Annotated in this window: 23 protein-coding genes and 1 pseudogene; 10 read left to right on the top strand and 14 right to left on the bottom strand. The window is 67.4% G+C overall.

Translation table 11 applies throughout. The features are described 5' to 3' along the window. Positions 1-62: 62 nt before the first annotated feature. From EA796_RS08195 to murJ, 5 genes are all read right to left on the bottom strand, one after another. The gene (locus EA796_RS08195) at positions 63-500 is read right to left on the bottom strand and encodes a peptidylprolyl isomerase (protein ID WP_021441748.1); all 438 of its coding nucleotides are present in this window, start codon (positions 498-500) and stop codon (positions 63-65) included. Next, positions 493-1,002, bottom strand: a complete 510-nt coding sequence (lspA, locus tag EA796_RS08190; RefSeq protein WP_021441749.1) for a signal peptidase II — start codon at positions 1,000-1,002, stop codon at positions 493-495. Before lspA ends, EA796_RS08195 begins: the two co-directional genes overlap by 8 nt. Further along, positions 995-3,826 carry an isoleucine--tRNA ligase gene (gene ileS, locus EA796_RS08185; RefSeq protein ID WP_122108256.1) on the bottom strand — a complete coding sequence of 944 codons (2,832 nt, stop codon included), beginning with the start codon at positions 3,824-3,826 and terminating at the stop codon, positions 995-997. The genes lspA and ileS overlap by 8 nt, the downstream gene beginning before the upstream one ends. After that, entirely contained in the window at positions 3,823-4,773 is a 951-nt protein-coding gene (ribF, locus tag EA796_RS08180; RefSeq protein ID WP_021441751.1) for a bifunctional riboflavin kinase/FAD synthetase, read from the bottom strand. Before ribF ends, ileS begins: the two co-directional genes overlap by 4 nt. Positions 4,774-4,834: 61 nt before the next feature. Further along, positions 4,835-6,370, bottom strand: a complete 1,536-nt coding sequence (gene murJ / locus EA796_RS08175) for a murein biosynthesis integral membrane protein MurJ (RefSeq protein ID WP_122108255.1) — start codon at positions 6,368-6,370, stop codon at positions 4,835-4,837. 192 nt (positions 6,371-6,562) lie between these two features. Here murJ and rpsT point away from each other — a divergent pair, with 192 nt between their 5' ends. Then, positions 6,563-6,841 carry a 30S ribosomal protein S20 gene (gene rpsT / locus EA796_RS08170; RefSeq protein ID WP_021441753.1) on the top strand — a complete coding sequence of 93 codons (279 nt, stop codon included), beginning with the start codon at positions 6,563-6,565 and terminating at the stop codon, positions 6,839-6,841. Positions 6,842-6,950: 109 nt separating this feature from the next. Here rpsT and EA796_RS08165 read toward each other — a convergent pair whose 3' ends face one another. Continuing rightward, the gene (locus EA796_RS08165; RefSeq protein WP_021441754.1) at positions 6,951-7,241 is read right to left on the bottom strand and encodes a PA4642 family protein; all 291 of its coding nucleotides are present in this window, start codon (positions 7,239-7,241) and stop codon (positions 6,951-6,953) included. A gap of 172 nt (positions 7,242-7,413) precedes the next feature. Here EA796_RS08165 and dauA point away from each other — a divergent pair, with 172 nt between their 5' ends. Next, the gene (dauA, locus tag EA796_RS08160) at positions 7,414-9,141 is read left to right on the top strand and encodes a C4-dicarboxylic acid transporter DauA (RefSeq protein WP_122108254.1); all 1,728 of its coding nucleotides are present in this window, start codon (positions 7,414-7,416) and stop codon (positions 9,139-9,141) included. A 29-nt stretch (positions 9,142-9,170) separates the two neighbouring features. Here the strand turns inward: dauA and EA796_RS08155 are convergent, their stop codons facing one another. Continuing rightward, positions 9,171-9,728, bottom strand: a complete 558-nt coding sequence (locus tag EA796_RS08155) for a hypoxanthine-guanine phosphoribosyltransferase (protein ID WP_122108253.1) — start codon at positions 9,726-9,728, stop codon at positions 9,171-9,173. 382 nt (positions 9,729-10,110) lie between these two features. Between EA796_RS08155 and upp the strand changes: the two genes are divergently transcribed. Together upp and EA796_RS08145 are read left to right on the top strand one after the other, a co-directional pair. Next, entirely contained in the window at positions 10,111-10,749 is a 639-nt protein-coding gene (upp, locus tag EA796_RS08150) for a uracil phosphoribosyltransferase (RefSeq protein WP_021441757.1), read from the top strand. A gap of 2 nt (positions 10,750-10,751) precedes the next feature. Then, positions 10,752-12,017 (top strand): uracil-xanthine permease family protein, encoded by a 1,266-nt coding sequence (locus EA796_RS08145; protein ID WP_122108252.1) that lies wholly within the window; start codon positions 10,752-10,754, stop codon positions 12,015-12,017. A 66-nt stretch (positions 12,018-12,083) separates the two neighbouring features. On the opposite strand, the gene EA796_RS08140 is transcribed toward EA796_RS08145, so the two are convergent. After that, the gene (locus EA796_RS08140) at positions 12,084-13,097 is read right to left on the bottom strand and encodes a DUF481 domain-containing protein (RefSeq protein ID WP_122108251.1); all 1,014 of its coding nucleotides are present in this window, start codon (positions 13,095-13,097) and stop codon (positions 12,084-12,086) included. A 133-nt stretch (positions 13,098-13,230) separates the two neighbouring features. Further along, the gene (locus tag EA796_RS08135; RefSeq protein ID WP_021441760.1) at positions 13,231-14,229 is read right to left on the bottom strand and encodes a DUF481 domain-containing protein; all 999 of its coding nucleotides are present in this window, start codon (positions 14,227-14,229) and stop codon (positions 13,231-13,233) included. On the opposite strand from EA796_RS08135, the gene EA796_RS08130 reads away from it, so the two are divergent. Both EA796_RS08130 and EA796_RS08125 read left to right on the top strand, forming a co-directional pair. Continuing rightward, positions 14,228-14,620 (top strand): MGMT family protein, encoded by a 393-nt coding sequence (locus EA796_RS08130; RefSeq protein ID WP_122108250.1) that lies wholly within the window; start codon positions 14,228-14,230, stop codon positions 14,618-14,620. The two genes, EA796_RS08135 and EA796_RS08130, sit on opposite strands and share 2 nt — an antisense overlap. A gap of 37 nt (positions 14,621-14,657) precedes the next feature. Then, positions 14,658-16,202 (top strand): AmpG family muropeptide MFS transporter, encoded by a 1,545-nt coding sequence (locus tag EA796_RS08125; RefSeq protein WP_021444167.1) that lies wholly within the window; start codon positions 14,658-14,660, stop codon positions 16,200-16,202. Between the two features lie 55 nt (positions 16,203-16,257). Here EA796_RS08125 and EA796_RS08120 read toward each other — a convergent pair whose 3' ends face one another. Continuing rightward, positions 16,258-17,085: a mechanosensitive ion channel family protein gene (locus tag EA796_RS08120; RefSeq protein WP_021444166.1), complete on the bottom strand. Its 828-nt coding sequence runs from the start codon at positions 17,083-17,085 to the stop codon at positions 16,258-16,260. A 101-nt stretch (positions 17,086-17,186) separates the two neighbouring features. Beyond that, complete coding sequence (locus EA796_RS08115) at positions 17,187-17,666, bottom strand: YajQ family cyclic di-GMP-binding protein (protein WP_021444165.1); 480 nt, start codon at positions 17,664-17,666, stop codon at positions 17,187-17,189. A 97-nt stretch (positions 17,667-17,763) separates the two neighbouring features. On the opposite strand from EA796_RS08115, the pseudogene EA796_RS08110 reads away from it, so the two are divergent. From EA796_RS08110 to EA796_RS08095, 4 genes and pseudogenes are all read left to right on the top strand, one after another. Further along, positions 17,764-18,765 (top strand): annotated as a pseudogene (locus EA796_RS08110) (response regulator); the annotation flags it as partial. Further along, entirely contained in the window at positions 18,762-19,673 is a 912-nt protein-coding gene (locus tag EA796_RS08105) for a putative 2-dehydropantoate 2-reductase (protein WP_122108248.1), read from the top strand. The pseudogene EA796_RS08110 and the gene EA796_RS08105, both read left to right, overlap by 4 nt. Before the next feature lie 149 nt (positions 19,674-19,822). Further along, positions 19,823-21,841, top strand: coding sequence for a HAMP domain-containing sensor histidine kinase (locus tag EA796_RS08100; RefSeq protein WP_122108247.1), 2,019 nt, complete (start codon positions 19,823-19,825; stop codon positions 21,839-21,841). A gap of 2 nt (positions 21,842-21,843) precedes the next feature. Next, complete coding sequence (locus EA796_RS08095) at positions 21,844-22,428, top strand: cob(I)yrinic acid a,c-diamide adenosyltransferase (protein WP_021446058.1); 585 nt, start codon at positions 21,844-21,846, stop codon at positions 22,426-22,428. Positions 22,429-22,441: 13 nt separating this feature from the next. Here EA796_RS08095 and EA796_RS08090 read toward each other — a convergent pair whose 3' ends face one another. Genes EA796_RS08090 through EA796_RS08080 form a run of 3 tightly spaced genes read right to left on the bottom strand, consistent with a single transcriptional unit; the run spans position 22,442 to position 23,532 of the window. Continuing rightward, a complete protein-coding gene (locus EA796_RS08090) occupies positions 22,442-23,059 on the bottom strand; it encodes an SOS response-associated peptidase (protein ID WP_122108246.1) in 618 nt (205 codons plus the stop codon). A gap of 30 nt (positions 23,060-23,089) precedes the next feature. Beyond that, positions 23,090-23,350, bottom strand: coding sequence for a DUF2007 domain-containing protein (locus tag EA796_RS08085; protein ID WP_021446060.1), 261 nt, complete (start codon positions 23,348-23,350; stop codon positions 23,090-23,092). Continuing rightward, positions 23,350-23,532, bottom strand: coding sequence for a CPXCG motif-containing cysteine-rich protein (locus tag EA796_RS08080; protein ID WP_021446061.1), 183 nt, complete (start codon positions 23,530-23,532; stop codon positions 23,350-23,352). The genes EA796_RS08085 and EA796_RS08080 overlap by 1 nt, the downstream gene beginning before the upstream one ends. Positions 23,533-23,594: the final 62 nt, after the last annotated feature.

The following is a 23,594-nucleotide window of genomic DNA, read 5'->3' as shown; positions in this document are numbered from 1 at the left end:
AAGCGCAGGCTGCAACAAGAGCTTCGCGGCCAAAGCCGCTCCCACGGAAGCGGCGATTCGGGCTAGAGCGCCTTGACCGAGAGGATCTCCACCTCGAAGTCGAGCACCTTGCCGGCCAGCGGGTGGTTGAAGTCGATGGTCACCTGCTTGTCGTCGAAGGCCTTGACCACCCCGGGCAGCTCGGCATTGGCGGCGTCGTTGAAGATCACCAGCAGCCCTTCGGACAGTTCCATGCCCTCGAACTGGCTACGCGGCATGACCTGCACGTTCTGCGGGTTGGGCTGGCCGAAGCCCTGCTCCGGCTGTACCTGCACGCTGCGCTTGTCGCCGGCCTTGAAGCCGTAAAGCGCCTGCTCGAAGCCGGGCAGCAGGTTGCCGTCGCCGACCTTGAAGGTGGCCGGCTGCTTGTCGAAGGTGCTGTCGACCACGTCGCCGTTCTCCAGCTTGAGGGCGAAATGCAGGGTGACTTCCCTGTCCGGGCCGATGCGTACGTCAGTCATTGGCAGGTTCTCCGGACTTGTTGCTCTTGAACATATCCAGCGCCAGGAGGATGGCGCCGACGGTGATGGCGCTGTCGGCCAGGTTGAACGCCGGGAAATACCAGCGGTTCTGCCAGTGCACCAGGATGAAGTCGACCACATGGCCGAGCACCACGCGGTCGTAGAGGTTGCCCAGCGCACCGCCGAGCACCAGCGCCAGGGCGATGGCCAGCCAGGTTTCCTCGGGCTTCAGGCGCTTGAGCCAGACCACCAGCACGCCGCTGACCACCACCGCGATGGCAGCGAAGAACCAGCGCTGCCAGCCGGCGGCATCGGCCAGGAAACTGAAGGCCGCACCGGTGTTGTAGGCCAGGGTCCAGCTGAAGTAGTCGGGAATCACCACGATCTGCTGGTACAGGCTGAGGCTGCCCTCGAAATAGTGCTTGGTCAGCTGATCGACGACGAACACCGCCAGGGTCAGCCAGAGCCAGGCCAGTCGGCCGAAACGCGAGACCTCAGGCATGCTTGCGCACCTCGCCTGCACCTTCGATATTGCTCACACAGCGGCCGCACAGTTCCGGGTGGGCGGCATGGCTGCCGACGTCGGCGCGGAAGTGCCAGCAGCGGCCGCACTTGGCGTGGGCGGACTTGAGGATCTTCAGCTTCAGCCCCTCCACCTCGGTGACCACCGCATCGGCCGGCGCCTCGGCCAGTGGCGCAGTCTGCGCCGCCGAGGTGATCAGGGCGAAACGCAGCTCGTCGCCGAGCTTGGCCAGATCGGCCTGCTTGGCCTCGTCGCAGAACAGGGTGACCTCGGCCTGCAGGCTGCCGCCGATGGCCTTGGCCGTGCGCAGGTTCTCCAGTTCCTTGTTGACCGCGGCCTTGACCGCCATGATCCGATCCCAGTAGGCACGATCCAGCTCGAAACCCTCCGGCAGGCGGCTGAGGCCCTCGTACCAGGTATTGAGCATCACCGACTCGTTGCGCTCGCCCGGCAGGAACTGCCAGATTTCCTCAGCGGTGAACGCCAGGATCGGCGCGACCCAGCGCACCAGCGCCTCGCTGATGTGGTACAGCGCGCTCTGGCAGGAGCGACGCGCGACGCTGTCGGCAGCGGTGGTGTACTGACGGTCCTTGATGATGTCCAGGTAGAAGCCGCCCAGCTCCTGCACGCAGAAGTTGTGCACCTTGGAGTAGACGTTCCAGAAGCGGTAGTCGGCGTACGCCTCGATGATCTCTTCCTGCAGGCGCAGGGCCGCGTCGACGGCCCAGCGATCGAGGTCGAGCATCTGCTCGGGCTGCAGCAGGTCCTTGGCCGGATCGAAGCCATTGAGGTTGGCCAGCATGAAGCGCGCAGTGTTGCGGATGCGGCGGTAGGCGTCGGCGCTGCGCTGCAGGATCACCTTGGACACCGCCATCTCGCCGGAATAGTCGGTGGAGGCGACCCACAGACGCATGATGTCGGCGCCCAGGCTGTCGTTGACCTCCTGCGGCGCGACCACATTGCCGAGCGACTTGGACATCTTGCGGCCGTTCTCGTCGACCACGAAGCCGTGGGTCAGCAGCGCCTTGTACGGCGCGTGGCCGTCGATGGCGCTGCCGGTCAGCAGCGACGAGTGGAACCAGCCGCGATGCTGGTCCGAGCCTTCCAGGTACAGGTCGGCGCGCGGGCCGTCGGTGTGGCCCATGTCGTGCGAACCGCGCAGCACGTGCCAGTGGGTGGTACCGGAGTCGAACCAGACGTCCAGGGTGTCGTTGATCTTGTCGTAGTCGGCAGCCTCGGCGCCGAGCAATTCGGCGGCGTCGAGCTTGAACCAGGCTTCGATGCCCTCTTGCTCGACACGCTTGGCCACGATCTCCATCAACTCGACGGTGCGCGGGTGCAGCTCGCCGGTGACCTTGTGCAGGAAGAACGGGATCGGCACGCCCCAGTTGCGCTGGCGCGAGATGCACCAGTCGGGACGGCCGGCGATCATGCTGTGCAGACGCGCCTGGCCCCAGGCCGGGACGAACTGGGTCTGCTCGATGGCCGCCAGCGCGCGCTCGCGCAGGGTCGCGCCATCATTGGGTTGAGTATCCATGCCGACGAACCACTGCGCGGTGGCGCGGTAGATCAGCGGGGTCTTGTGCCGCCAGCAGTGCATGTAGCTGTGCTGGATCGGCTGATGCTTGAGCAGCGCGCCGACTTCGTCGAGCTTGGCCACGATGTTGGCATTGGCCTTCCAGATAAACTGGCCGCCGAAGAACGGCAGATCCGCGGTGTAGACGCCATTGCTCTGCACCGGGCTGAGGATGTCGTCGTTGCTCATGCCGTAGGCCTTGCAGGTGCGGAAGTCGTCCTCGCCGTAGGCCGGCGACGAGTGGACGATGCCGGTACCTGCGTCGAGGGCGACGTAGTCGGCCAGGTAGATCGGTGAGAAGCGCTCGTAGAAGGGGTGGCGGAAGCGGATCAGCTCCAGCGCCGCGCCCGGCGCGGTGGCGAGCACCTGGCCGTCGAGGCCGTAGCGCTGCAGGCAGGACTCGACCAGCTCCTCGGCCAACAGCAGCAGGCGCGCGCCGGTGTCGACCAGCGCGTAGCTGAATTCCGGGTGGACGTTGAGCGCCTGGTTGGCCGGGATGGTCCAAGGCGTGGTGGTCCAGATGACGATGGCGGCCGGCTTGCTCAGCTCGGCCAGGCCGAACGCGGCGGCCAGCTTGCCGGCGTCTTCCACCGGGAAGGCGACGTCGATGGCGTCGGATTTCTTGTCCTGGTACTCCACCTCGGCCTCGGCCAGCGCCGAGCCGCAGTCGAAGCACCAGTTGACCGGTTTCAGGCCCTTGAACACGAAGCCCTGCTTGACCATCTCGGCCAGGGCGCGGATCTCGCCGGCCTCGTTGGCGAAATCCATGGTCTTGTAGGGGTTGTCCCAGTCGCCCAGCACGCCGAGGCGGATGAAGTCGGCCTTCTGCCCTTCGATCTGCTCGCCGGCGTAGCTGCGGCAGCGCTCGCGGGTCAGGTCGGCCGGCTGGTTCTTGCCGAAGGTGGTCTCGACCTTGTGCTCGATCGGCAGGCCATGGCAGTCCCAGCCCGGCACGTAGGGCGCGTCGAAACCGGCCAGGGTCTTGGAGCGGGTGATGATGTCCTTGAGGATCTTGTTCACCGCATGACCGATATGGATGCTGCCGTTGGCGTAGGGCGGGCCGTCGTGCAGGACGAACTTGGGCCGACCCTCGCCGATCTGCCGCAGCTTGCTATACAGGCCAATCTCGTTCCAGCGCTGCAGGGTCTGCGGCTCGCGTTGCGGCAGGCCGGCCTTCATCGGGAACGGGGTATCGGGCAGGTTCAGCGTGGCTTTGTAATCGGTCATGTCGGACTCTTCATCAGCGGGTGGCTCTGCCAATAATCACGGGCAGCGGCAATATCGGCGGCAATCGCCGTCTTCAGGGCCTCCAGCGAGGCGAAACGCTGCTCGTCACGCAGCTTGTGGTGGAAGGCCACCGAGAGGCGCCGGCCATACAGGTCGCCGGCGAAATCCAGAAGGTGCACTTCCAGATGGGCGCTGCCGTCGCCGGCAACGCTGGGGCGCACGCCGATATTGGCCACGCCCGGTTGAATTTGGCCGTCCACCACGCAACTCACCAGGTACACCCCGGACAGCGGCACCTTGCGCCGCTTGAGCTGGATATTGGCGGTGGGGGCGGCCAGCTGGCGGCCGAGCTTCTGCCCGTGCAGCACACGCCCGGCGATGCGGAACGGCCGGCCCAGCAGCGCCTCGGCCAGCTCGAAATCGCCATCGGCCAGGGCCTGGCGTACGCGGGTGCTGCTGACCCGGCCACCGCGCACCTCCACCGTGGTCGAGGCATCGACGCTGAAACCGTGGCGCCGCCCGGCGGCCTGGAGAAATTCGAAATCGCCGGCGCGGTCGCAGCCGAAGCGGAAATCGTCGCCGATTTCCAGGTCCTTCACGCCGAGGCCGTCGACTAGCACGCGCTGGACGAACTCGGCCGCCGACAGCTCGCGCAGGCGGCGGTTGAAGGCCAGGCACAGCACCATGTCGACGCCTTCGGCGGCCAGCAGGGCGAGTTTGTCGCGCAGCCGGGTCAGGCGCGCCGGAGCGGTGTCGGGACCGAAGAATTCGCGCGGCTGCGGCTCGAAGATCACCACGCAGCTGGGCACGGCCAATTCCGCGGCACGCTCGCGCAGGCGCGCCAGGATGGCCTGGTGCCCACGATGAACGCCGTCGAAATTACCGATGGTGACCACGCAGCCCCGCGTCTGGGGCTGCAGGTTATGAAGACCTCGAACCAGCTGCATAGCACGCTTCTTGTTCACAAAGTGGCCGATTATACGCACAGCCCGCGGCCCAATACAGGCGTCAGACCGTCCGCCGGGCAAAGTCGCGCAGGCGGAAACCGAGCAGCAGCAGCATGCCGAAGTAGACCAGCAGCCCGGCGACCACCAGCGCGCCGAGACGCAGCAGGCGCAGCGGCATGTCGCCCTCGGCCCAGGCCGGCATGATCTGCAGCAGGCCCAGCAGCACCGCCACCATCGCCGTCACCGCCAGCACCAGCTTGAGCAGGAACAGGCCCCAGCCCGGCAGCGGCCGGAAGATATCGGCGCGGCGCAGCTGCCAGTACAGCAACCCGGCGTTCAGGCAGGCCGCCAGGCTGATCGCCAGGGCCAGGCCGGCGTGCGCCAGCGGGCCGACCAGCACCAGGTTCATCAACTGGGTGAAGACCAGGGTCACCACGGCGATCTTCACCGGCGTCTTGATGTTCTGCTGGGCGTAGAAGCCGGGCGCCAGGATCTTCACCAGGATGATGCCGAGCAGGCCGATGGAATAGGCGATCAGCGCCTGCTGGGTCATCAGCGCGTCGCTGGCGGTGAACTTGCCGTACTGGAACAGCGACACGGTCAGCGGCTCGGCCAGCACCGCCAGGGCCAGGGCGCTGGGCAGCACAAGCAGGAAACACAGGCGCAGGCCCCAGTCGAGCAGGCGGCGGTACTCCTCGCGGTCGCGGCTGGCGTAGGTCTTCGACAGCGCCGGCAGCAGGATGGTGCCCAGGGCCACGCCGAGCACGCCCGAGGGCAGCTCCATCAGGCGGTCGGCGTAGTACATCCAGGACACCGAGCCGGCGACCAGGAAGGAGGCGAAGATGGTGTTGATGATCAGCGAGATCTGGCTCACCGAAACGCCGAAGATCGCCGGCCCCATCTGCTTGAGCACGCGCCACACGCCGAGGTCACCAAAACTCAGGCGCGGCAGCACCAGCATGCCGATCTTCTTCAGATGCGGCAGTTGCCAGAGCAGCTGCAGCAGGCCGCCGACCAGCACCGCCCAGCCCAGGGCCATGATCGGCGGGTCGAAATAGGGCGTCAGGAACACGGAAAAGCCGATCATGCTGACGTTCAGCAGGGTCGGCACGAAGGCCGGCACCGAGAAACGGTTCCAGGTGTTGAGGATGGCGCCGGCCAGCGACGACAGCGAGATCAGCAGGATATAGGGGAAGGTCACCCGCAGCAGGTCGACGGTCAGCTCGAAGCGCTCGGCCTCATCGGCGAACCCCGGCGCGGTGGCCCAGACGATCCAGGGTGCGGCCAGCACGCCGATGGCGGTGACCAGCGCCAGCACCAGGGTCAGCAAGCCCGAGACGTAGGCGACGAAGGTACGCGTGGCCTCCTCGCCCTGCTGCATCTTGTACTCGGCCAGGATCGGCACGAAGGCCTGGGAGAACGCCCCCTCGGCGAAGATGCGGCGCAGCAGGTTGGGCAGCTTGAAGGCCACCACGAAGGCGTCCGACGCCACCCCGGCGCCGAAGGTCCGAGCGATGATGGTGTCGCGCACGAAACCCAGCACGCGCGAGACCATGGTCAGGGAACTGACCGCGGCCAGGGATTTGAGCAGATTCATGGAGTGACTCGATTTCCCGCAAACGGGCGCGCCGCTGGACAATCCGCCGGCGCGCGAAGGCGTCGAGTGTAGCGAGCCGCCATTGGTCAGGCCAGCGCGGGAAAGCGCCAGCGGGCTTGACAGATGCCCAGGGGGTCGGCATGATTCGCGGCCTTATTTGTCGTAACCCCCCAGTTTTCGAGGAGCTTGACGGTGGCCAACTCACCTTCTGCCAAAAAACGCGCCAAACAGGCTGAGAAGCGCCGTAGCCATAACGCCAGCCTGCGCTCCATGGTCCGTACCTACATCAAGAACGTGGTCAAGGCTATCGACGCCAAAGACCTCGAGCTTGCCAAGTCGTCCTACACCCTGGCCGTTCCGGTCATCGACCGCATGGCCGACAAGGGCATCATCCACAAGAACAAAGCCGCTCGTCACAAGAGCCGCCTGAACGCGCACATCAAGGCGCTGGGCGAAGCTGCTGCCGCCTAATCGCGACAGGTTCTTGAAAAACCGGCCCCCGTGGCCGGTTTTTTATTGCCTGGAAGAAAGGCAAACCACAGGGCGGACAAGCCTTCGGCATGTCCGCCCGACTGCAGGATCAGCCGGCGCGCGCGGCCTTGATCACCTCGATATAGGGCTCGGCGTTGCGCTGATCCTGGATCAGGGCGACGAAGTCGTGGCCCTGCGCGTCGGTAGCCGTCAGGTCGTAGCCGGCGGCAACGAAGAAGCCGACGAAACGTTCGAAGTCGTCGATGCGCAGACCGCGATAGGCCTTGATCAGCTTGTGCAGCGAGGGTGGCGTGGCGTCGGCCGGCTCCACCGCCAGGAACAGCTTGATCGAGTCGTCGCTGATTTCTTCGCCAATCACCTGCTTCTTGTCTTTACGCATCGCCCGCTCCCGCCAGCATTACAGAGGGCCGGCAGTTTACCGCCGCGCCGCGCGCGGCTCAACGCGCAGCCGAGCAAGCTAGCACGCGAACATTCGACGCAACAGCCGACCTAGGTCATGCCGCCGCACGGCGCGCCGCTCCTATAATGCGCCGAGCCATCCCGGAGCCACCATGCCACGCCACTCCCTGCCGCTGTTCGCCGCCTGGCGCCAGACCCTGCGCGCCGGCTACTCCTGGAAGGCCCTGCGCGGCGACCTGAGCGCCGGGCTGACGGTCGGCGTCATCGCCATCCCCTTGGCCATGGCGCTGGCCATCGCGGTCGGCGTGGCGCCGCAGCATGGCCTGTACACCGTGCTGATCGCGGCGCCGCTGATCGCCCTGTGCGGCGGCTCACGCTTCAATATCTCCGGGCCCACCGCGGCCTTCGTGGTGATCCTGCTGCCGATCACCCAGCAATATGGTCTGGGCGGGTTGCTGCTGTGCACCCTGCTGGCCGGCATCATCCTGATCACCCTGGGCCTGCTGCGCGCCGGCCGCCTGATCGAGTTCGTGCCCTACCCGGTGACCCTGGGCTTCACCGCCGGCATCGGCATCGTCATCGCCATCCTGCAGCTCAAGGACCTGCTCGGCCTGGAACTGGCCGAAACCCCGCAGCACCTGCTGCAGCAGCTCGCCCTGCTGGCCAGCGCGCTGCCCAGCCTGCAGCCGGGCGACAGCCTGGTCGGCGCCATCTGCCTGGCCACCCTGCTGCTGTGGCCGCGCCTGGCGCCGAAGATTCCCGCGCACCTGGTCGCCCTGGCCGTCGGCGCCCTGCTGGCCCTCGCCCTGGAACACCTCGGCCTGCCGGTGGCGACCCTGGGCGAACGCTTCAGCTATACGCTCGACGGCATCGAGCACCCCGGCATCCCGCCCTTGCTGCCCAGCCCGAGCCTGCCCTGGCAGTTGCCCGGCGCGGACGGCCAGCCGCTGGTGCTGTCCTTCGAGCTGGTCCGCCAGCTGCTGGCGCCGGCCTTCGCCATCGCCATGCTCGGTGCCATCGAATCCTTGCTCTGCGCCGTGGTCGCCGACGGCATGAGCGGCAGCAAGCACGACCCCAATGCCGAGCTGATCGGCCAGGGCCTGGGCAACCTGGCCGCGCCCTTCTTCGGCGGCATCACCGCCACCGCGGCCATCGCCCGCACCGCCGCCAACGTGCGCGCCGGCGCCTTCTCGCCACTGGCAGCGCTGATTCACGCCGGCGTGGTGCTGGCGGCGATCCTGCTGCTGGCGCCGCTGTTCAGCTACCTGCCGATGGCGGCGCTGGCGGCCCTGCTGCTGGTGGTGGCGTGGAACATGAGCGAACCGCAGCATGTGGCCCACACCCTGCGCATCGCCCCGCGCGGCGACGTGCTGGTGCTGCTCACCTGCCTGCTGCTGACGGTGCTGTTCGACATGGTGCTGGCGGTCGGCGTCGGCCTGCTGCTGGCCGCCGGGCTGTTCATCAAGCGCATGAGCGAGCTGACCGACACCGCCGCGCTGAGCCGGCAGCAGCGCCAGGCCCTGCAGGACCTGCCCGAGCACGTGCTGGCCTACGCCATTCGCGGGCCGCTGTTCTTCGGCGCGGCGGAGAAGGCACTGAGCGTGCTGCGCCGCTTCACCCCCGGGGTGCGCGTGGTGATAGTCGATATCAGCGCGGTGCCGCTGCTGGACATGACCGCCATCGCCGCGCTGGACAACGTGCTGCGCGACTACCGCCAGCAGGGCGTGGCGCTGATCCTCAGCGGCCCGACCGCGCAGGTGCGCCTGCAACTGCGCCGCGCCGGGGTGCACCGGCGCGCCGGCGAACTGGCCTACGTGCGCGATCTGGCGCAGGCGCGGCAGAAGGCGCTGCGCTGGCTGGGAGAAGGCCTGGAACCGTAGCCCGGATGAAATCCGGGCGCAGCACGCGCTTACAGCCCCTTGACCGCGTAGATGCCGGCGGCGTTGCGCCAGTAGCCCTTGTAGTCCATGCCGTAGCCGAAGATATAGCGGTCGATGCAGTGCAGGCCGACGTAGTTGGCCTTGAGGTCCGGGCGTGCCTTGCGCTGGTGTTCCTTGTCGATCAGCACCGCGGTGTGCACCGCACGGGCGCCGGCGTGGCGGCAGAAATCGATGATCGCGCCGAGGGTGTGCCCTTCGTCGAGGATGTCGTCGATGATCAGCACGTCGCGGTCGATAAAGGACACTTCCGGCTTGGCCTTCCAGAACAGCTCGCCGCCGCTGGTCTCGTTGCGGTAGCGGGTGGCGTGCAGGTAGGACGCCTCCAGCGGGAAGGCCAGCTTGGGCAGCAGCTTGCCGGAGAAGATCAGGCCGCCGTTCATCACGCAGAACACCACCGGGTTGCGTTCGGCCAGATCGGCGTTGATTTGGGCGGCGACGCGGTCGATGGCCGCTTCCACCTCGGCTTCGGTGAACAGGCAGTCGGCTTCCGCCATGACTTGGCGGATGTGCGCGAGATCGGCGGACATGGGGCGTTCTCTCTTGGTCGGGCTGATGAAATGAGCGGCGATCGGCGGCAAAAGCTGAGCGATCAGTCAAATAAAAGCGGGCAAAGGTACAGACCTGCGTCGCACTTGCCAAGCCTCGCCTGACCAGCGTAGCCGAGGCCGCTCGCGCGGTGCGCTGACCCATCAGTCACCCACCACCTGGCATGAGCAATGCTTTAATCTAACGCGATTTTTCCCAGAGCCCGTTCAGGGTCTCGCGAGCTAGAGCAAAACAGCGGCGAAAAAAGCTGAGGAAGCGGAGTTTACGAATGGTAAATGAGCATTCCGAAGCTGTTTTCAACGCTGTTTGGCCGACGCGCAGCAGACCGTGAATGGGCTCTCAGCCCGCCGGAGACCCCAGCCCATGCCCATCCGCGAGATCCGCCACCCGCTGATCCGTCACAAAATCGGCCTGATGCGCCGCGCCGACATCAGCACCAAGAATTTCCGCGAACTGGCCCAGGAAGTGGGCGCGCTGCTGACCTACGAGGCGACCAACGACCTGCCGCTGGAAAGCTACGAGATCCAGGGCTGGGCCGGCGCGGTGCAGGTGGAGAAGATCGCCGGCAAGAAGATCACCGTGGTGCCCATCCTGCGCGCCGGCATCGGCATGCTCGACGGTGTGCTCAGCCTGATCCCCGGGGCCAAGGTCAGCGCCGTGGGCGTGGCGCGCAACGAGGAAACCCTGGAGGCGCACACCTACCTGGAGAAACTGGCACCGGAGATCGACGAACGCCTGGCGCTGATCATCGACCCGATGCTGGCCACCGGCGGCTCCATGGTCGCCACCATCGACCTGCTGAAGAAGGCCGGCTGCAAGGACATCCGCGCCATGGTGCTGGTCGCCGCGCCCGAGGGCATCAAAGCGGTCGAGAAGGCCCACCCCGACGTGACCATCTTCACCGCCTCGATCGACGAGCGCCTGAATGAGCACGGCTACATCATCCCCGGCCTGGGCGATGCCGGCGACAAGATCTTCGGCACCAAGCAGAAGGACGCCTGAACATGTCGCAAACGGAATTCAAGGATCCGCTCTGGCGCCAGGGCCTCTCCGGCGCGCAGATGCTCTTCGTGGCCTTCGGCGCCCTGGTGCTGATGCCGCTGATCACCGGCATGGACCCCAACGTCGCGCTGTTCACCGCCGGCCTCGGTACCCTGCTGTTCCAGCTGGTGACCAAACGCCAGGTGCCGGTGTTCCTCGCCTCCAGCTTCGCCTTCATCGCGCCGATTCTGGCGGCCAAGGGTGAGTTCGGCCTGCCGGCGGTGCTCGGCGGAGTGATGGCGGCCGGCCTGGTCTACATCCTGCTCTCGGTGCTGGTCAAACTGCGCGGCCCCAGCTTCATCGACCGCCTGCTGCCGCCGGTGGTGATCGCCCCGGTGATCATCTCCATCGGCCTGGCCCTGTCGCCGGTGGCGGTGAACATGGCCATGGGCAAGGCCGGCGACGGCAGCGTCGAGCTGGTGCCCTATACCACCGCCATGCTGATCTCGATGCCGGCGCTGCTCACCACCCTGCTGGTCGCCGTGCTCGGCCGCGGCATCTTCCGCCTGGTGCCGATCCTTGCCGGCATCGCCGTCGGCTGCCTGATCGCCGCCGTGCTCGGGGTGATCGACACCAGCGCGGTGGCGAGTGCGCCCTGGCTGGCGCTGCCCAATTTCGTCGCGCCCGAGCTGCACTGGGGCGCCATCCTGTACATGGTGCCGGTAGCGCTGGCGCCTGCCATCGAGCATATCGGCGGCGTGGTGGCGATCGGCAGCGTCACCGGCAAGAACTTCGTCAAGAAGCCCGGCCTGCACCGCACCCTGCTCGGCGACGGCCTGGCCACCTCGGCCGCCGGCCTGTTCGGCGGCCCGCCCAACACCACCTACGCCGAAGTGACCGGCGCGGTGATGCTGACCAAGAGCTACAACCCGAAGATCATGACCTGGGCCGCGCTGTTCGCCATCGCCCTGGCCTTCGTCGGCAAGTTCGGCGTTGCCCTGCAGAGCATTCCGGTGCCGGTGATGGGCGGCATCCTCTGCCTGCTGTTCGGCTCCATCGCGGTGGTCGGCCTCAACACCCTGATCCGCCACCAGGTCGACCTGTCCGAGGCGCGCAACCTGATCATCGTCTCGGTCACCCTGGTATTCGGCATCGGCGGCATGGTGATCGGCGGCAAGGAATTCGCCCTGTCGGGGATTTCCCTGTGCGCCGTCAGCGCCCTGCTGCTCAACCTGCTGCTCCCCGGCGGCGCCGGCTGGAACAACAAAAGCCTCGAAGAGGCCGACTGAGTCGTCCCCATGAAAAAGCCCGCGATAGTCGCGGGCTTTTTCGTGCTCGGCCACTGCGCCGGGCGCTTACCAGCCGACGCCGAAGCCCAGGCTGTAGCGGGTCTCGTCCAGCTCGCCCTCGGCACCGCTGACGATGTCCTTTTCCGCCTTCATGTTCAGCGAGGCCCAGTCGGTGACCTTGTAGCGCAGGCCGACCTCGGCATCCAGGGTGTAGTCGGCGACGCCTTCCAGCGGCTTGCCCACCTCGCCGACGCTGAACAGTTCCACCGCCTTGCCGATCAGGTAGCGGTTGTAGTCCCACTTGACGCTGAGCGCGTAGAAGCGGTCCTGCTCGCCGTTGCTGTAGACGTAGTCGCTGCGGTTGGCCAGGGTGGCGACGGAGAAGGCGCCCAGTTCGTTGTCCCAGAACTGGTAACCGGGACCGGTACCCAGGGTGCGCTGACGCTCCAGCTCCTCGATGCGGTCGCGCTTGTACTCGAAGCGGCCCTGCCAGAACCACTGTTCGGTGAGGAAGCGGTCGAGGGCGTACTCGGCGCTCCAGTTGTCGGTGCTGACCACATCGTCCTTCAGCTCGCGGTTGTACTCGGCCTGCGCGTTGTGCCGCCACCAGCCGTGGCGGGCCTGGGTCTTGACGTCGACGTCGTAGTCGTCGGTGTCGCTCTCGGCGCGCTTGTAGTCCAGCGCCAGGTCGACGTTGCCCTTCCAGGTGAAATCCTCCACCAGCGGCTTGGGCTTGATGATCTGGGCGATCTCGCTCAACTCCACGGTCTTCGGCACGTCGCCATTGGCCAGGGTCACCTTGCCCGGCTCGGCGGCCTGCAGCGACTTGGCGCGCTCGCCATTGAAGTCGTCCTGCTTGATCAGCAGCGCCTGCTCGCTCTCCAGGGTGGCGATCTTCTTCCAGTCCAGGGCGATGGCGCCGCCATAGTCGGTCTGGAGCAGCAACTTGTTGCCGTCGTAGAACTTGATGGTGCCGGTCAGGCGGTCGCCGTTCTTAAGCCAGACGGTGTCGGCGACGGCGGTGGAACTGAGCAGGGCGAGGCTCAGGCTGAGCAGGGAAAGCGGTAACGAACGCGACATAACGAGGACAGTTGAGCTCTGATGGGGCGAAAAGCCGGGCATTATGCGCAAGCCCGACGCCAGAGCAAGAGCTGACCGGCATCGGCCGGCAGAGTTCAGCTGTTTCCGCCGGGCGGCACTCCGTAGGGCGGCATCACCAGCCCACGCCGACGCCGATCAGGTAATGGCGATCCGAGATGGTCTGGCCCTGGCCGCGCAACTGGTCGAGCTCGTACAGCAGCGACAGCCGCGCCCACTGGTTGAGGCGGTAGCGCAGGCCGAACTCGCTGTCGAGCACGTAGTCGATGGCGTCGATATGCGGCATCTGCAGCTCGGCGTTGGCATAGAACTCCAGCCGCGTGCCCCACAGCAGGCGCTTGTAGTCCAGCTCCAGCGAGGTGGTGTCGAAGGCCAGATCGACGATGTCCGACTCCAGCCGCACCCGGTTGAACTGGGCGATCAGGTCGAAGCGACCCAACTCGTCGTCCCAGAAGCGGTAGCCCGGCCCGGTGCCGAGGATGCGCTGGCGCTCGATGGACTCGAACTCGTCCTCGCGCTGCTCCCCCCCCACCCGCCAGAACCAGTGCTCGGTGAAGAAGCGGTCGAGGTCGTACTCCAGCTCCCAGTTGTCGTCGACCTTCTCGCCGTTCTTGGTCTCGTGCTCCAGCTCGCCGCTCAGCACGTGGCGCCAGCGCCCATGTTCGACGCGCGTGTTGCCCTTGAGCTTCCACTCGTCGACCTTGCTGTCGTTGCGTTCCATATCCAGCTTGGCGTCGAGATTGCCTTCCCAGACGCGATCCTCCAGCAGCGGCCGCGGCGGCACCAGGCGGGTGATCTCGGCCAGCGGCAGGACCTGGCTGCGCTCGCCCTCCACCCGCACCATGCCGGCGCCGGCCGCCGCCAGGGTCTTGCTCAGCTCGCTGTCGAAGCCCTGGCGGCGCAGCAGCAGGGGTTTGTCCGAGCTCAGGGTGTCGATATCCTTCCAGTCGATCAGCACCTGGCCGGCGTACTTGGTCTTCAGCGCCAGCTTGCCGCCGTCGAGCAGGACGATCTCGCCGCTGAGGCGGTCGCCGTTGTCGAGCCACACGGTGTCGGCCCACAGCGGTGCGGCCAGGGTATAAAGGACGAAGGCGAACAACAGGCGTGGCAGCATGACGAGGACAACCCATAGGGGCACAGTGGACCCGGCAGAGTCTGCATGGCCGGCCCCGCCACCGGCAAGCGCCGAGGCCCGGCGCGAGGCGCTGTACCTGGTGCTGGCGCAGGTGCCGGCGGGCAAGGTGATCAGCTACGGCGAGCTGGCCCGACTGGCCGGCCTGGGTCGCGCCGCGCGCTGGGTCGGGCGCACCCTCGGCCAGTTGCCGGAGGGCACCGCGCTGCCCTGGCATCGGGTGCTCGGCGCCGGCGGACGCCTGAGCCTGGGCGCCGGAACGCCGGCGGGCAACGAGCAGCGCGCGCGCTTGCGCGCCGAAGGCATCAGTATCCTGAACGAACGGGTGGATATCCGTCGGCACGGCTGGCGCCCGATGGAGCACAGCGGTTAGAGTGCGCGCTATCACCCGTTCCCCAGATTCGAGCCCGATGCCACGCAAATCCTGGCGAGAAGCCCTCGCCACCTATGCCAGCCCCGCCACCCTGGCACTGCTCCTGCTCGGCTTCGCCGCCGGCCTGCCTTACATGCTGGTGTTCTCCACCCTGTCGGTGTGGCTGCGCGAAGCCGGCGTGGCGCGCGAGACCATCGGCTTCGCCAGCCTGATCGGCCTGGCCTACGCCTTCAAATGGGTGTGGGCGCCGATGCTCGACCAATGGCGCCTGCCGCTGCTGGGCAAGCTGGGCCGGCGCCGCTCCTGGCTGGTGCTGGCGCAGAGCCTGATCGCCGTCGGTCTAGTCGGCATGGCCAGCTTCGACCCGCAGACCCAGCTCAGCTGGCTGATCGCCCTGGCGGTGGTGGTGGCCTTCGCCTCGGCCACCCAGGACATCGCGGTGGACGCCTACCGCCTGGAGATCGTCGACGACACCCGTCAGGCCGCCCTGGCCGCCGCCTACATGGCCGGCTACCGGGTCGCCGCGCTGCTCGCCACCGCCGGCGCGCTGTATTTCGCCGAGGGCTTCGGCTCCACCGCGCAGCTGTACAAGCACGGCGCCTGGGCCGGCACCTACCTGGTGTTCGCCCTGCTGATGCTGCCGGGCCTGCTCACCAGCCTGTGGATGCGCGAGCCGCCGGTGCCGCTGAAGACCCAGCTGGCGGCGGCCAAGTACGGCTTCGTGCGGCAGATCCTCTCGGTGCTGGTGCTGATCGTGCTGCTGGTGTCGGTGCCGGCGATGTTCACCCAGTTCTTCCACACCGACTTCGCCAGCGTGCTGCGCGGCGAGGCCAGCCTGCTCGACCTGCTGCTGGAGGACCGCGCCTTCCTGCGCGCCCTGCTCTACACCATCCTCACCGCGCTGTGCCTGTCGGCCATGGGCCGGCGCAGCCTGGCGCCGGTGCTGACCCCGGTCAACGACTTCATCCTGCGTTACCGCTGGCAGGCCCTGCTGCTGCTGGGCCTGATCGCCACCTACCGGCTGTCGGACACGGTGATGGGGGTGATGGCCAACGTCTTCTATATCGACCAGGGCTTTTCCAAGGATCAGATCGCCAGCGTCAGCAAGCTGTTCGGCCTGGTCATGACCCTGCTCGGCGCCGGCATGGGCGGCCTGCTGATCGTGCGCTTCGGCATCATGCCGATCCTGCTGATCGGCGCCTTCGCCTCGGCGGCGACCAACCTGCTGTTCATGCTGCTGGTGGGCATGGGCCCGCACCTGAACATGCTGATCGTCACCATCAGCTGCGACAACTTCAGCGCCGGCCTGGCCACCGCGGCCTTCGTCGCCTACCTGTCGAGCCTGACCAACCTGAAGTTCTCCGCCACCCAGTACGCCCTGCTCAGCTCCATCATGCTGCTGCTGCCGCGTCTGATCGGCGGCTACTCCGGGGTGATGGTGGAGAAGCTCGGCTACGCCCACTTCTTCCTCGCCACCGCGCTGCTCGGCATCCCCACGCTGATCCTGATCGCCCTGCAGTGGGGCCGCGACCGCCGCCAGCCCAACGGCGACACGCCGGTCGCGCCGGCGGAGAAGGCCTGAACGACAGACAGAAAAAAGCCCCGGACCTGCCGGGGCTTTTTCCATCCGCTACGCCTCAGTCGGCCTTGGCCAGGTGCACCACCCGCTGCGGGAAGGGGATGCCGATGCCGGCGGCAGTCAGGCGCTCCTTGGCCAGCTCGGTGAACTCGAAGGTCACCGGCCAGAAATCGGCGGTGGCCACCCACACCCGCAGCGACAGGTTGACCGCGCTGTCGCCCAGACCGGTGACGAACACCACGGGCGCCGGATCGAGGTGCACGCGCGGGTCCTTGGCGATCTCCAGCAGCACTTCGCGGGCGCGCTTGATGTCGCTGGAGTAGTCGATGCCGATATTGATGTCGGCACGCCGGCGCGGTTCGCGCGAATAGTTGGTGATGTGGCCGTTGGACAGGCTGCCGTTGGGCACGATGACCACCTTGTTGTCGGCGGTCTTCAGCGTGGTGTGGAAGATCTGGATGCTGTCGACGCTACCGGCCACGCCCTGCGCCTCGATCCAGTCGCCGGCGCGGAACGGGCGGAACAGCATGATCAGCACGCCGCCGGCAAAGTTGGCCAGACTGCCCTGCAGGGCCAGGCCGATGGCCAGGCCGGCGGCACCGATCATGGCGATGAAGGAGGTGGTCTCCACGCCGATCATCGAGGCCACGCTGATCAGCAGCAGAATGCGCAGCACGATGCTGACCAGGCTGCCGATAAAGCTGCTCAGCGCCCGATCCACGCGCCGCGCCTCGAGCAGACGACCGATGCTGGCAGTCAGCCGGCCGATCAGCCACCAGCCGATCAGCAGGGTGATCAGCGCCAGGGTCAGCTTGCCGCTGTACTCCAGCACCACCGGCAGCCAGGCCTCCGAGAGCTTCACCAGTTCGTCGACGTTCATCTCCATGGGGTACTCCTTTCCTGTGCATGAAACGACACCGCCATGGCATGCCATGGCGGTCAGAATGCTATCAATCCTGCGTTGCGACGCCGCTAGGCGGCAAAGGTTCAATCGCGGAAGTTGTTGTACTGCAGCGGCATGCCGAAATCGTGACCGCGCAGCAGGGCGATGGCCTCCTGCAGGTCGTCGCGCTTCTTGCCGGTGATGCGCACCTGCTCGCCCTGGATGGCGGCCTGCACCTTGAGCTTGGCGTCCTTGATATGGGCGACGATCTTCTTCGCCAGCTCCTTGTCGATGCCCTCGCGGAAGGTCACCTCCTGTTTCATCACCTTGCCGGAGGCGTAGGCCTCCTTGGCTTCCATGCACTGACAGTCGATCTTGCGCTTGATCAGGCTGCTGCGCACGATGTCGAGCACCTGCTCGAGCATGAACTCGGCTTCGGCGGTCAGGGTGAGGGTCTTGTCCTTGCTTTCGATGCTGCACTTGCCGCGCAGATCGAAACGGCGATCGAGTTCCTTGACAGCATTGTCGACCGCGTTGGTCAGTTCGTGTTTGTCCAGTTCCGACACCACGTCGAACGAAGGCATGGGCTTGCTCCTGATGGACGGCGCGATCCCCTTCACGGAGTGAACGCGCCTGACTTGACGATAACTATGGCGGGCCCATTATAACCGGACTGATCCACGCCGTTTGGCGTCCTTCCTCCCTGTCGCGAGCCTGCCCATGCCCAACCCCCATCTCAGCATCCTGGTGGTGGACGACGCCAAGTTCTCCAGCGCCATGATCGGTCGCGCCCTGAGCCAGGCCGGCTACCAGGACGTGCGCTTCGCCAGCAGCGCCGCCGAGGCCCTGCAGCTGCTCGAAGAGCGCCCCGCCAGCGTACTCCTGGCCGACTGGCTGATGCCCGAGATAGACGGCCTGGAGCTGACCGCGCGGGTGCGCCAGCTGGACGAGACGGCCGATCACTACACCTACGTCATCCTGCTCACCGGCAAGGAGGGCGAGAACGTGCTGGGCGAGGCCTTCGATCGCGGCGTCGACGACTTCATCAGCAAGGCGGCGATGAACGAGCAACTGGTGCCACGGGTCTACGCCGCCGACCGTCTGTGCAATACCCTGCAGCGCCTGCTGCAGGAAAACCGCCTGCTGACGCAGAACATCGCCAGCCTGGAGCGGCGCAACCTGGTCGACCCGCTCACCGGCCTGGGCAACCCGCGCTACCTGCGGCAGAAGCTGGCCGACAGCCTGCGCCAGGTGGAGTCGCGCGGCGGCGCGGTGTGCTACCTGCTGATCGGCCTGCCAGAGGCCGGCCAGCTGCACCGCAAGTTCGGCGACCGCTTCTACAACGAGCTGCTGCACGGCGTGGCCCGGCGCCTGCAGCAACTGGTGCGGCCGCTGGACGTGCTGACCCGCCTGGACGACAACCACTTCGGCCTGATCACCCTGCTCGAAGACCTCCACGAATGCTCGCCGAGCAGCTTCAAGCGCCTGCACGAGGGCCTCAACCTCAAGGCGTTCAAGACCAGCGAAGGCTTTGTCACGCTCAAGGCCGGCATCAGCCTGGTGGGCCTGGACGCCAAGGCCATGCCTACCGATCCGGAACAGCTGATCCGCCATGCCGAGAGCCTGCTGGCCGAGTCCTACGCCAGCGGCCGGGTCGCCGCCATGCGCCTGCCGCTGCTGTGACCTGGCACGTTCTCGGCGCCGGCAGCCTGGGCAGCCTGTGGGCCGCCCGCCTGGCCCGCGCCGGCCTGCCGGTACGGCTGATCCTGCGTAACCGCGAACGCCTGGCGGCCTACCAGCAGGCCGGCGGCCTGACCCTGGTCGAGCGCGGCGCAGCCCGCCGCTACGCCATCCCCGCCGAACTGCCGCAGGCCGATGCGCCGATCCACCGCCTGCTGCTGGCCTGCAAGGCCTACGATGCCGAGGCCGCAGCCGCCGAACTGGCGCCGCGCCTGGCCGCCGATGGCGAGTTGCTGCTGCTGCAGAACGGCCTGGGCAGCCAGGACGCGGTGGCCCAGCGCCTGCCGCAGCAGCGCTGCCTGTTCGCCTCCAGTACCGAGGGTGCGTTTCGCCAGGCCGACTTCCAGGTGGTGTTCGCCGGCAACGGCCACACCTGGCTGGGCGATCCGGCCGACCCGCTGCCGCCGCCCTGGCTCGACGAGCTCGAACGCGCCGGCATTCCCCATCAGTGGAGCCCGGACATCCTCGCCCGGCTGTGGCGCAAGCTGGCGCTGAACTGCGCGATCAACCCGCTGACCGTGCTCCATGACTGCCGCAACGGCGGCCTGCGCGAACACCCGGCCGAGGTCGCCACGCTCTGCGCCGAGCTGAGCGAGCTGCTGCAGCGCTGCGGCCAGCCGGCGGCGGCCGAGCAGCTGCACGAGGAAGTGCAGCGGGTGATAGAAGCCACCGCGGCCAACTACTCCTCCATGCACCAGGACGTGGCCCAGGGCCGCCGCACCGAGATCGCCTACCTGCTCGGCCATGCCTGCGCCACCGCCCGCCGCCATGACCTGCAGCTGCCGCACCTGCAGCACCTGCAGCAGCGCCTGCTGGCGCACCTCGGTGCACGCGGCCTGCCGCTGGACTGACGGCGCTGTCAACCAGCGCCCGCCCCCGTGGACAAGCCGGGCTGCGGCATGTCCACCCCACGACCTGTGCGCAGCCGCCCGATCCCGCCATGGCAATGGCCGCCCGGCCGCGCTAACCTGCCCTTCCCGCCCGTCACAGCGATAGCCACATGCGACTGCGTCAGCACCTCGACAACCTGCCGGTCGGCCGCAAGCTGCTCGCCGCGCTGCTGGTGCTGCTCGCCGCGGTGCTGCTGATCGCCAACCTGGCCTTTATCAGCGCCGCCTACTGGATCACCCAGGAGAGCATGGCGCCGCAGGCCCTGCACACCCTCGGGCGGCTGATCGCCAGTCCGGCGCTGAGCAAGGAGGCGCTGCACTCGCCGGCCTCCGCCGAAGCCCTGCTCAAGCGCCTGGACGACTACGCGCCGCTGCGCGCGGCGGTGATCTACGACAGCAACGGGGTCAGCCTGGCGCAGCTGCAGCGCGGCGAGAAACTGCAGGTGCCGTTGCAGCTCAGCCAGCTGCCGCACTGGCGCGAGACCGCCTTTCGCGCCAACCACCTGGTCGAGCTGCCGCACCCCAGCGGCCGCCCCGGCGCCCTGCTGCTGGTGGCCTCCAGCGAACTGCCCGGCGCCTTCTACACCGGCACCCTGACCGCCAGCCTGGCGATCCTGGCGCTCAGCGTGCTGCTCTGGCTGCTGGTGGCGCGGCAGATCAGGCGCCTGGTGACCAGGCCGATCCGCAAGCTGGAGGAGCTGTCGCGCCAGGTCACCCGCGAGGAGAACTACGCCCTGCGCGCCGCCCGCGGCAACCAGGACGAGATCGGCAGCCTGGCCGACGCCTTCAACACCATGCTGATGCGCATGGAGGCGCGCGAGCAGCAGCTCAGCCGCGCCCGCGACGACGCCCAGGCCGCCTTCGACCAGGCGCAGAGCCTGGCCGAGGAAACCCGCCACTCCAACCGCAAGCTGGAGCTGGAGGTGCAGGTGCGCAGCAAGATCGAGAAAAAGCTCACCGGTTTCCAGAACTACCTCAACAGCATCATCGACTCCATGCCCTCGGCGCTGATCGCCCTCGACGAGCAGCTCTACGTCACCCAATGGAACCAGGAGGCCAGCGCGCTTTCCGGCACGCGCCTGGACGAGGCGCTGAACCAGCCGGTGTTCCTCGCCTTCCCGCCGCTCAAGCCCTTCCTGCCACAGCTCAAGCGCACCGCCGAGCAGCACCGGGTGGAGAAGATCGAGCGGGTCACCTGGCACAAGGACGAGGAGCCGCGCCACTATGCTCTGACCTTCTACCCGCTGATGGGCGGTGCCGGGCGCGGCGCGGTGATCCGCATCGACGACATCACCCAGCGCCTGGCGCTGGAGGAAATGATGGTGCAGTCGGAGAAGATGCTCTCGGTCGGCGGCCTGGCCGCCGGCATGGCACACGAGATCAACAACCCGCTCGGCGCCATCCTGCACAACGTGCAGAACATCCGCCGGCGCCTGTCGCCGGAACTGGAAAAGAACCGCGAACAGGCCGAACAGGTTGGCGTCTGCCTGGAAAGCATCGACCGCTACCTCGAGGCCCGCGAGGTGCCGCGCCTGCTCGACGGCATCCAGCAGGCCGGCCAGCGCGCCGCGAAGATCGTCAGCCATATGCTCAGCTTCAGCCGGCGCAGCGACCGGCAACTGGCGCCCTGCCAGCTGCCGGCACTGATCGACCAGGCGCTGGAGATCGCCGGCAACGACTTCGACCTCACCGACAGCTTCGACTTCAAGGCGCTGCAGATCGTCCGCGACTTCGACCCGCAGCTGGGCGCGGTGGCCGCCACCGCCAACGAGCTGGAGCAGGTGCTGCTCAACCTGCTGAAGAACGCCGCCCAGGCCATCCACCAGCGCAGCGCGCCCGACGAACCCGGGCGCATCACCCTGCGTACGCGCCAGGTCGGCAACTGGGCCGAACTGCAGGTCGAGGACAACGGCACCGGCATGAGCGAGGCCGTGCGCAAGCGCATCTTCGAGCCGTTCTTCACCACCAAGGAAGTCGGCCAGGGCACCGGCCTGGGCCTGGCGGTGTCCTATTTCATCGTCACCAACAACCACAAGGGGCAGATGGAAGTGCAATCCAAGCCCGGCCAGGGCACCTGCTTCACCCTGCGCCTGCCGCTGGCCCCCGCTCCCGACAGCACAGGACTCTGAACATGGGCTACCGCCTTTCCAAGATATACACCCGCACCGGCGACAAGGGCGAGACCGGCCTGGCCGATGGCCGCCGGGTGACCAAGGACCACCCGCGCATCGAAGCCATGGGCGAGCTGGACACGCTGAACAGCCAGCTCGGCCTGCTGCTGGCCGAGCTGGCCGAAGGCGAGGCCAGGTGGCCGGGCTTGCAGGAAATCGCCGCGGTGCTGGCGCCCTGTCAGCACCGCCTGTTCGACCTCGGCGGCGAACTGGCGATGCCCGACTACCAGGCCCTGCAGGCCAGCGAAGTGCAGCGCCTGGAGGCGGCCATCGACTGCTGGAACGAGGAGGTCGGCCCGCTGGAGAACTTCATCCTGCCCGGCGGCTCGCGCCTGGTGGCCCAGGCCCATCTCTGCCGCAGCGTCGCCCGCGGCGCCGAACGCCGCTGCCAGCACCTCAACGCGGTGGAACCGCTGCGCGCCGAGGGTCTGGCCTACGTCAACCGCCTCTCCGACCTGCTGTTCGTCGCCGCGCGCCTGATCGGCAAGCGCCAGGGCATCGCCGAGGTGCTCTGGCAGGCGGCGGAGAAACACGACGCACCCTAGGGGCCTAGCGAGCTCAGGCCGGGGTCAGGCACTCCGGCGCATCCAGCTTGGGGTCGTTGACCAGGGTGGCCAGGGCGCGCTCGCGCAGCCCCCCCTGGGGCCTGGCCAGCAGCGCCTGCAGTTGCTCCAGCCCGGTCTCGCCGCTCAGCCACAGGGCCCGCTCCTGCTCGTCGAGAATCAGCGGGCGGCGCTGCGAGGCGGCTGCCTGGGTGATCAGCGCCACGCTCAGGTACTCGTGCCCGCCGACCGGATAGACCTCCCACAGCGCGGCGAAATACAGCAGCGAATCGGCGTTGGTCATCCAGTACGGGCGCTTGCGCGCTGCGCCGCGCCATTCGTAGAAACCGTTGGCCGGCAGCAGGCCGCGGCGCAGGCGCAGGGGTTCGCGGAACATCGGTTGCTCGGCCAGGGTCTCGGCGCGGGCATGCGCGGGGGTCTTCGACAGGTCCTTGAGCCAGGCCGGGGTCAAGCCCCAGCGCGCCGCGGCGGCTTCAGTCCCGGCGGCGCCGGCACGCAACAGCAGCACCTGGCCGTTCGGCGCGATATTCCAGTGCGGCTGCTGATCGGTGGGAAAACCGGGCAAGGCCGCCAGGGCCGGCGACCAGCGAAACAGGGCGTAGCGTCCACACATGCGGCAACTCGACAGGTAGGCAGGGGCGCGTCAGCACAGCAGCACGCCCTGGAAGGATTCCGGCTCGTCGCCGGGCAGAGGTTGCGCGGCATTGTACGCCCCGATCAGCGCGCGTGCCCGCTCGGCGTCATGGTCGGCTACCAGCAGCGCGAGCAGCCCGCAGACCGGCAACTCGCCCACCGCACCGACCAGGTGCTGGCCGAGCAGATGCGCCTCGATACCCTCGCTGGCCAGCATGCCCAGCAGCATCTCGCCCTCCAGCAGATTCTCCGGCTCGTAGATTCGTTGCATCAGTCGTTCTCCCCGCGAACCTCCAGTTGCCAGTCGACGCCGTCGGTGCGCAGCTCGAACAGGATCGGTCGGCAGCACACCGGGCAATCCTCGATATAGGACTGATCACCCGCCGACAGATCGAGCACGGCTTCGGCCGGCTCGCCGCAGTAGGGGCAGAAATAGGCCTCGGTTTCCAGCATCGCGGCCTCCTTGTGACTTGGCGGTATAATCGCCGGTCTATTGCTGGCCTGTTCGCCAGGCG

Origin of the sequence: Pseudomonas sp. AOB-7 (genome assembly GCF_003696305.1) — a bacterium.
Lineage (GTDB): Bacteria > Pseudomonadota > Gammaproteobacteria > Pseudomonadales > Pseudomonadaceae > Aquipseudomonas.
This window is presented reverse-complemented; position numbering and strand designations above follow the sequence as displayed.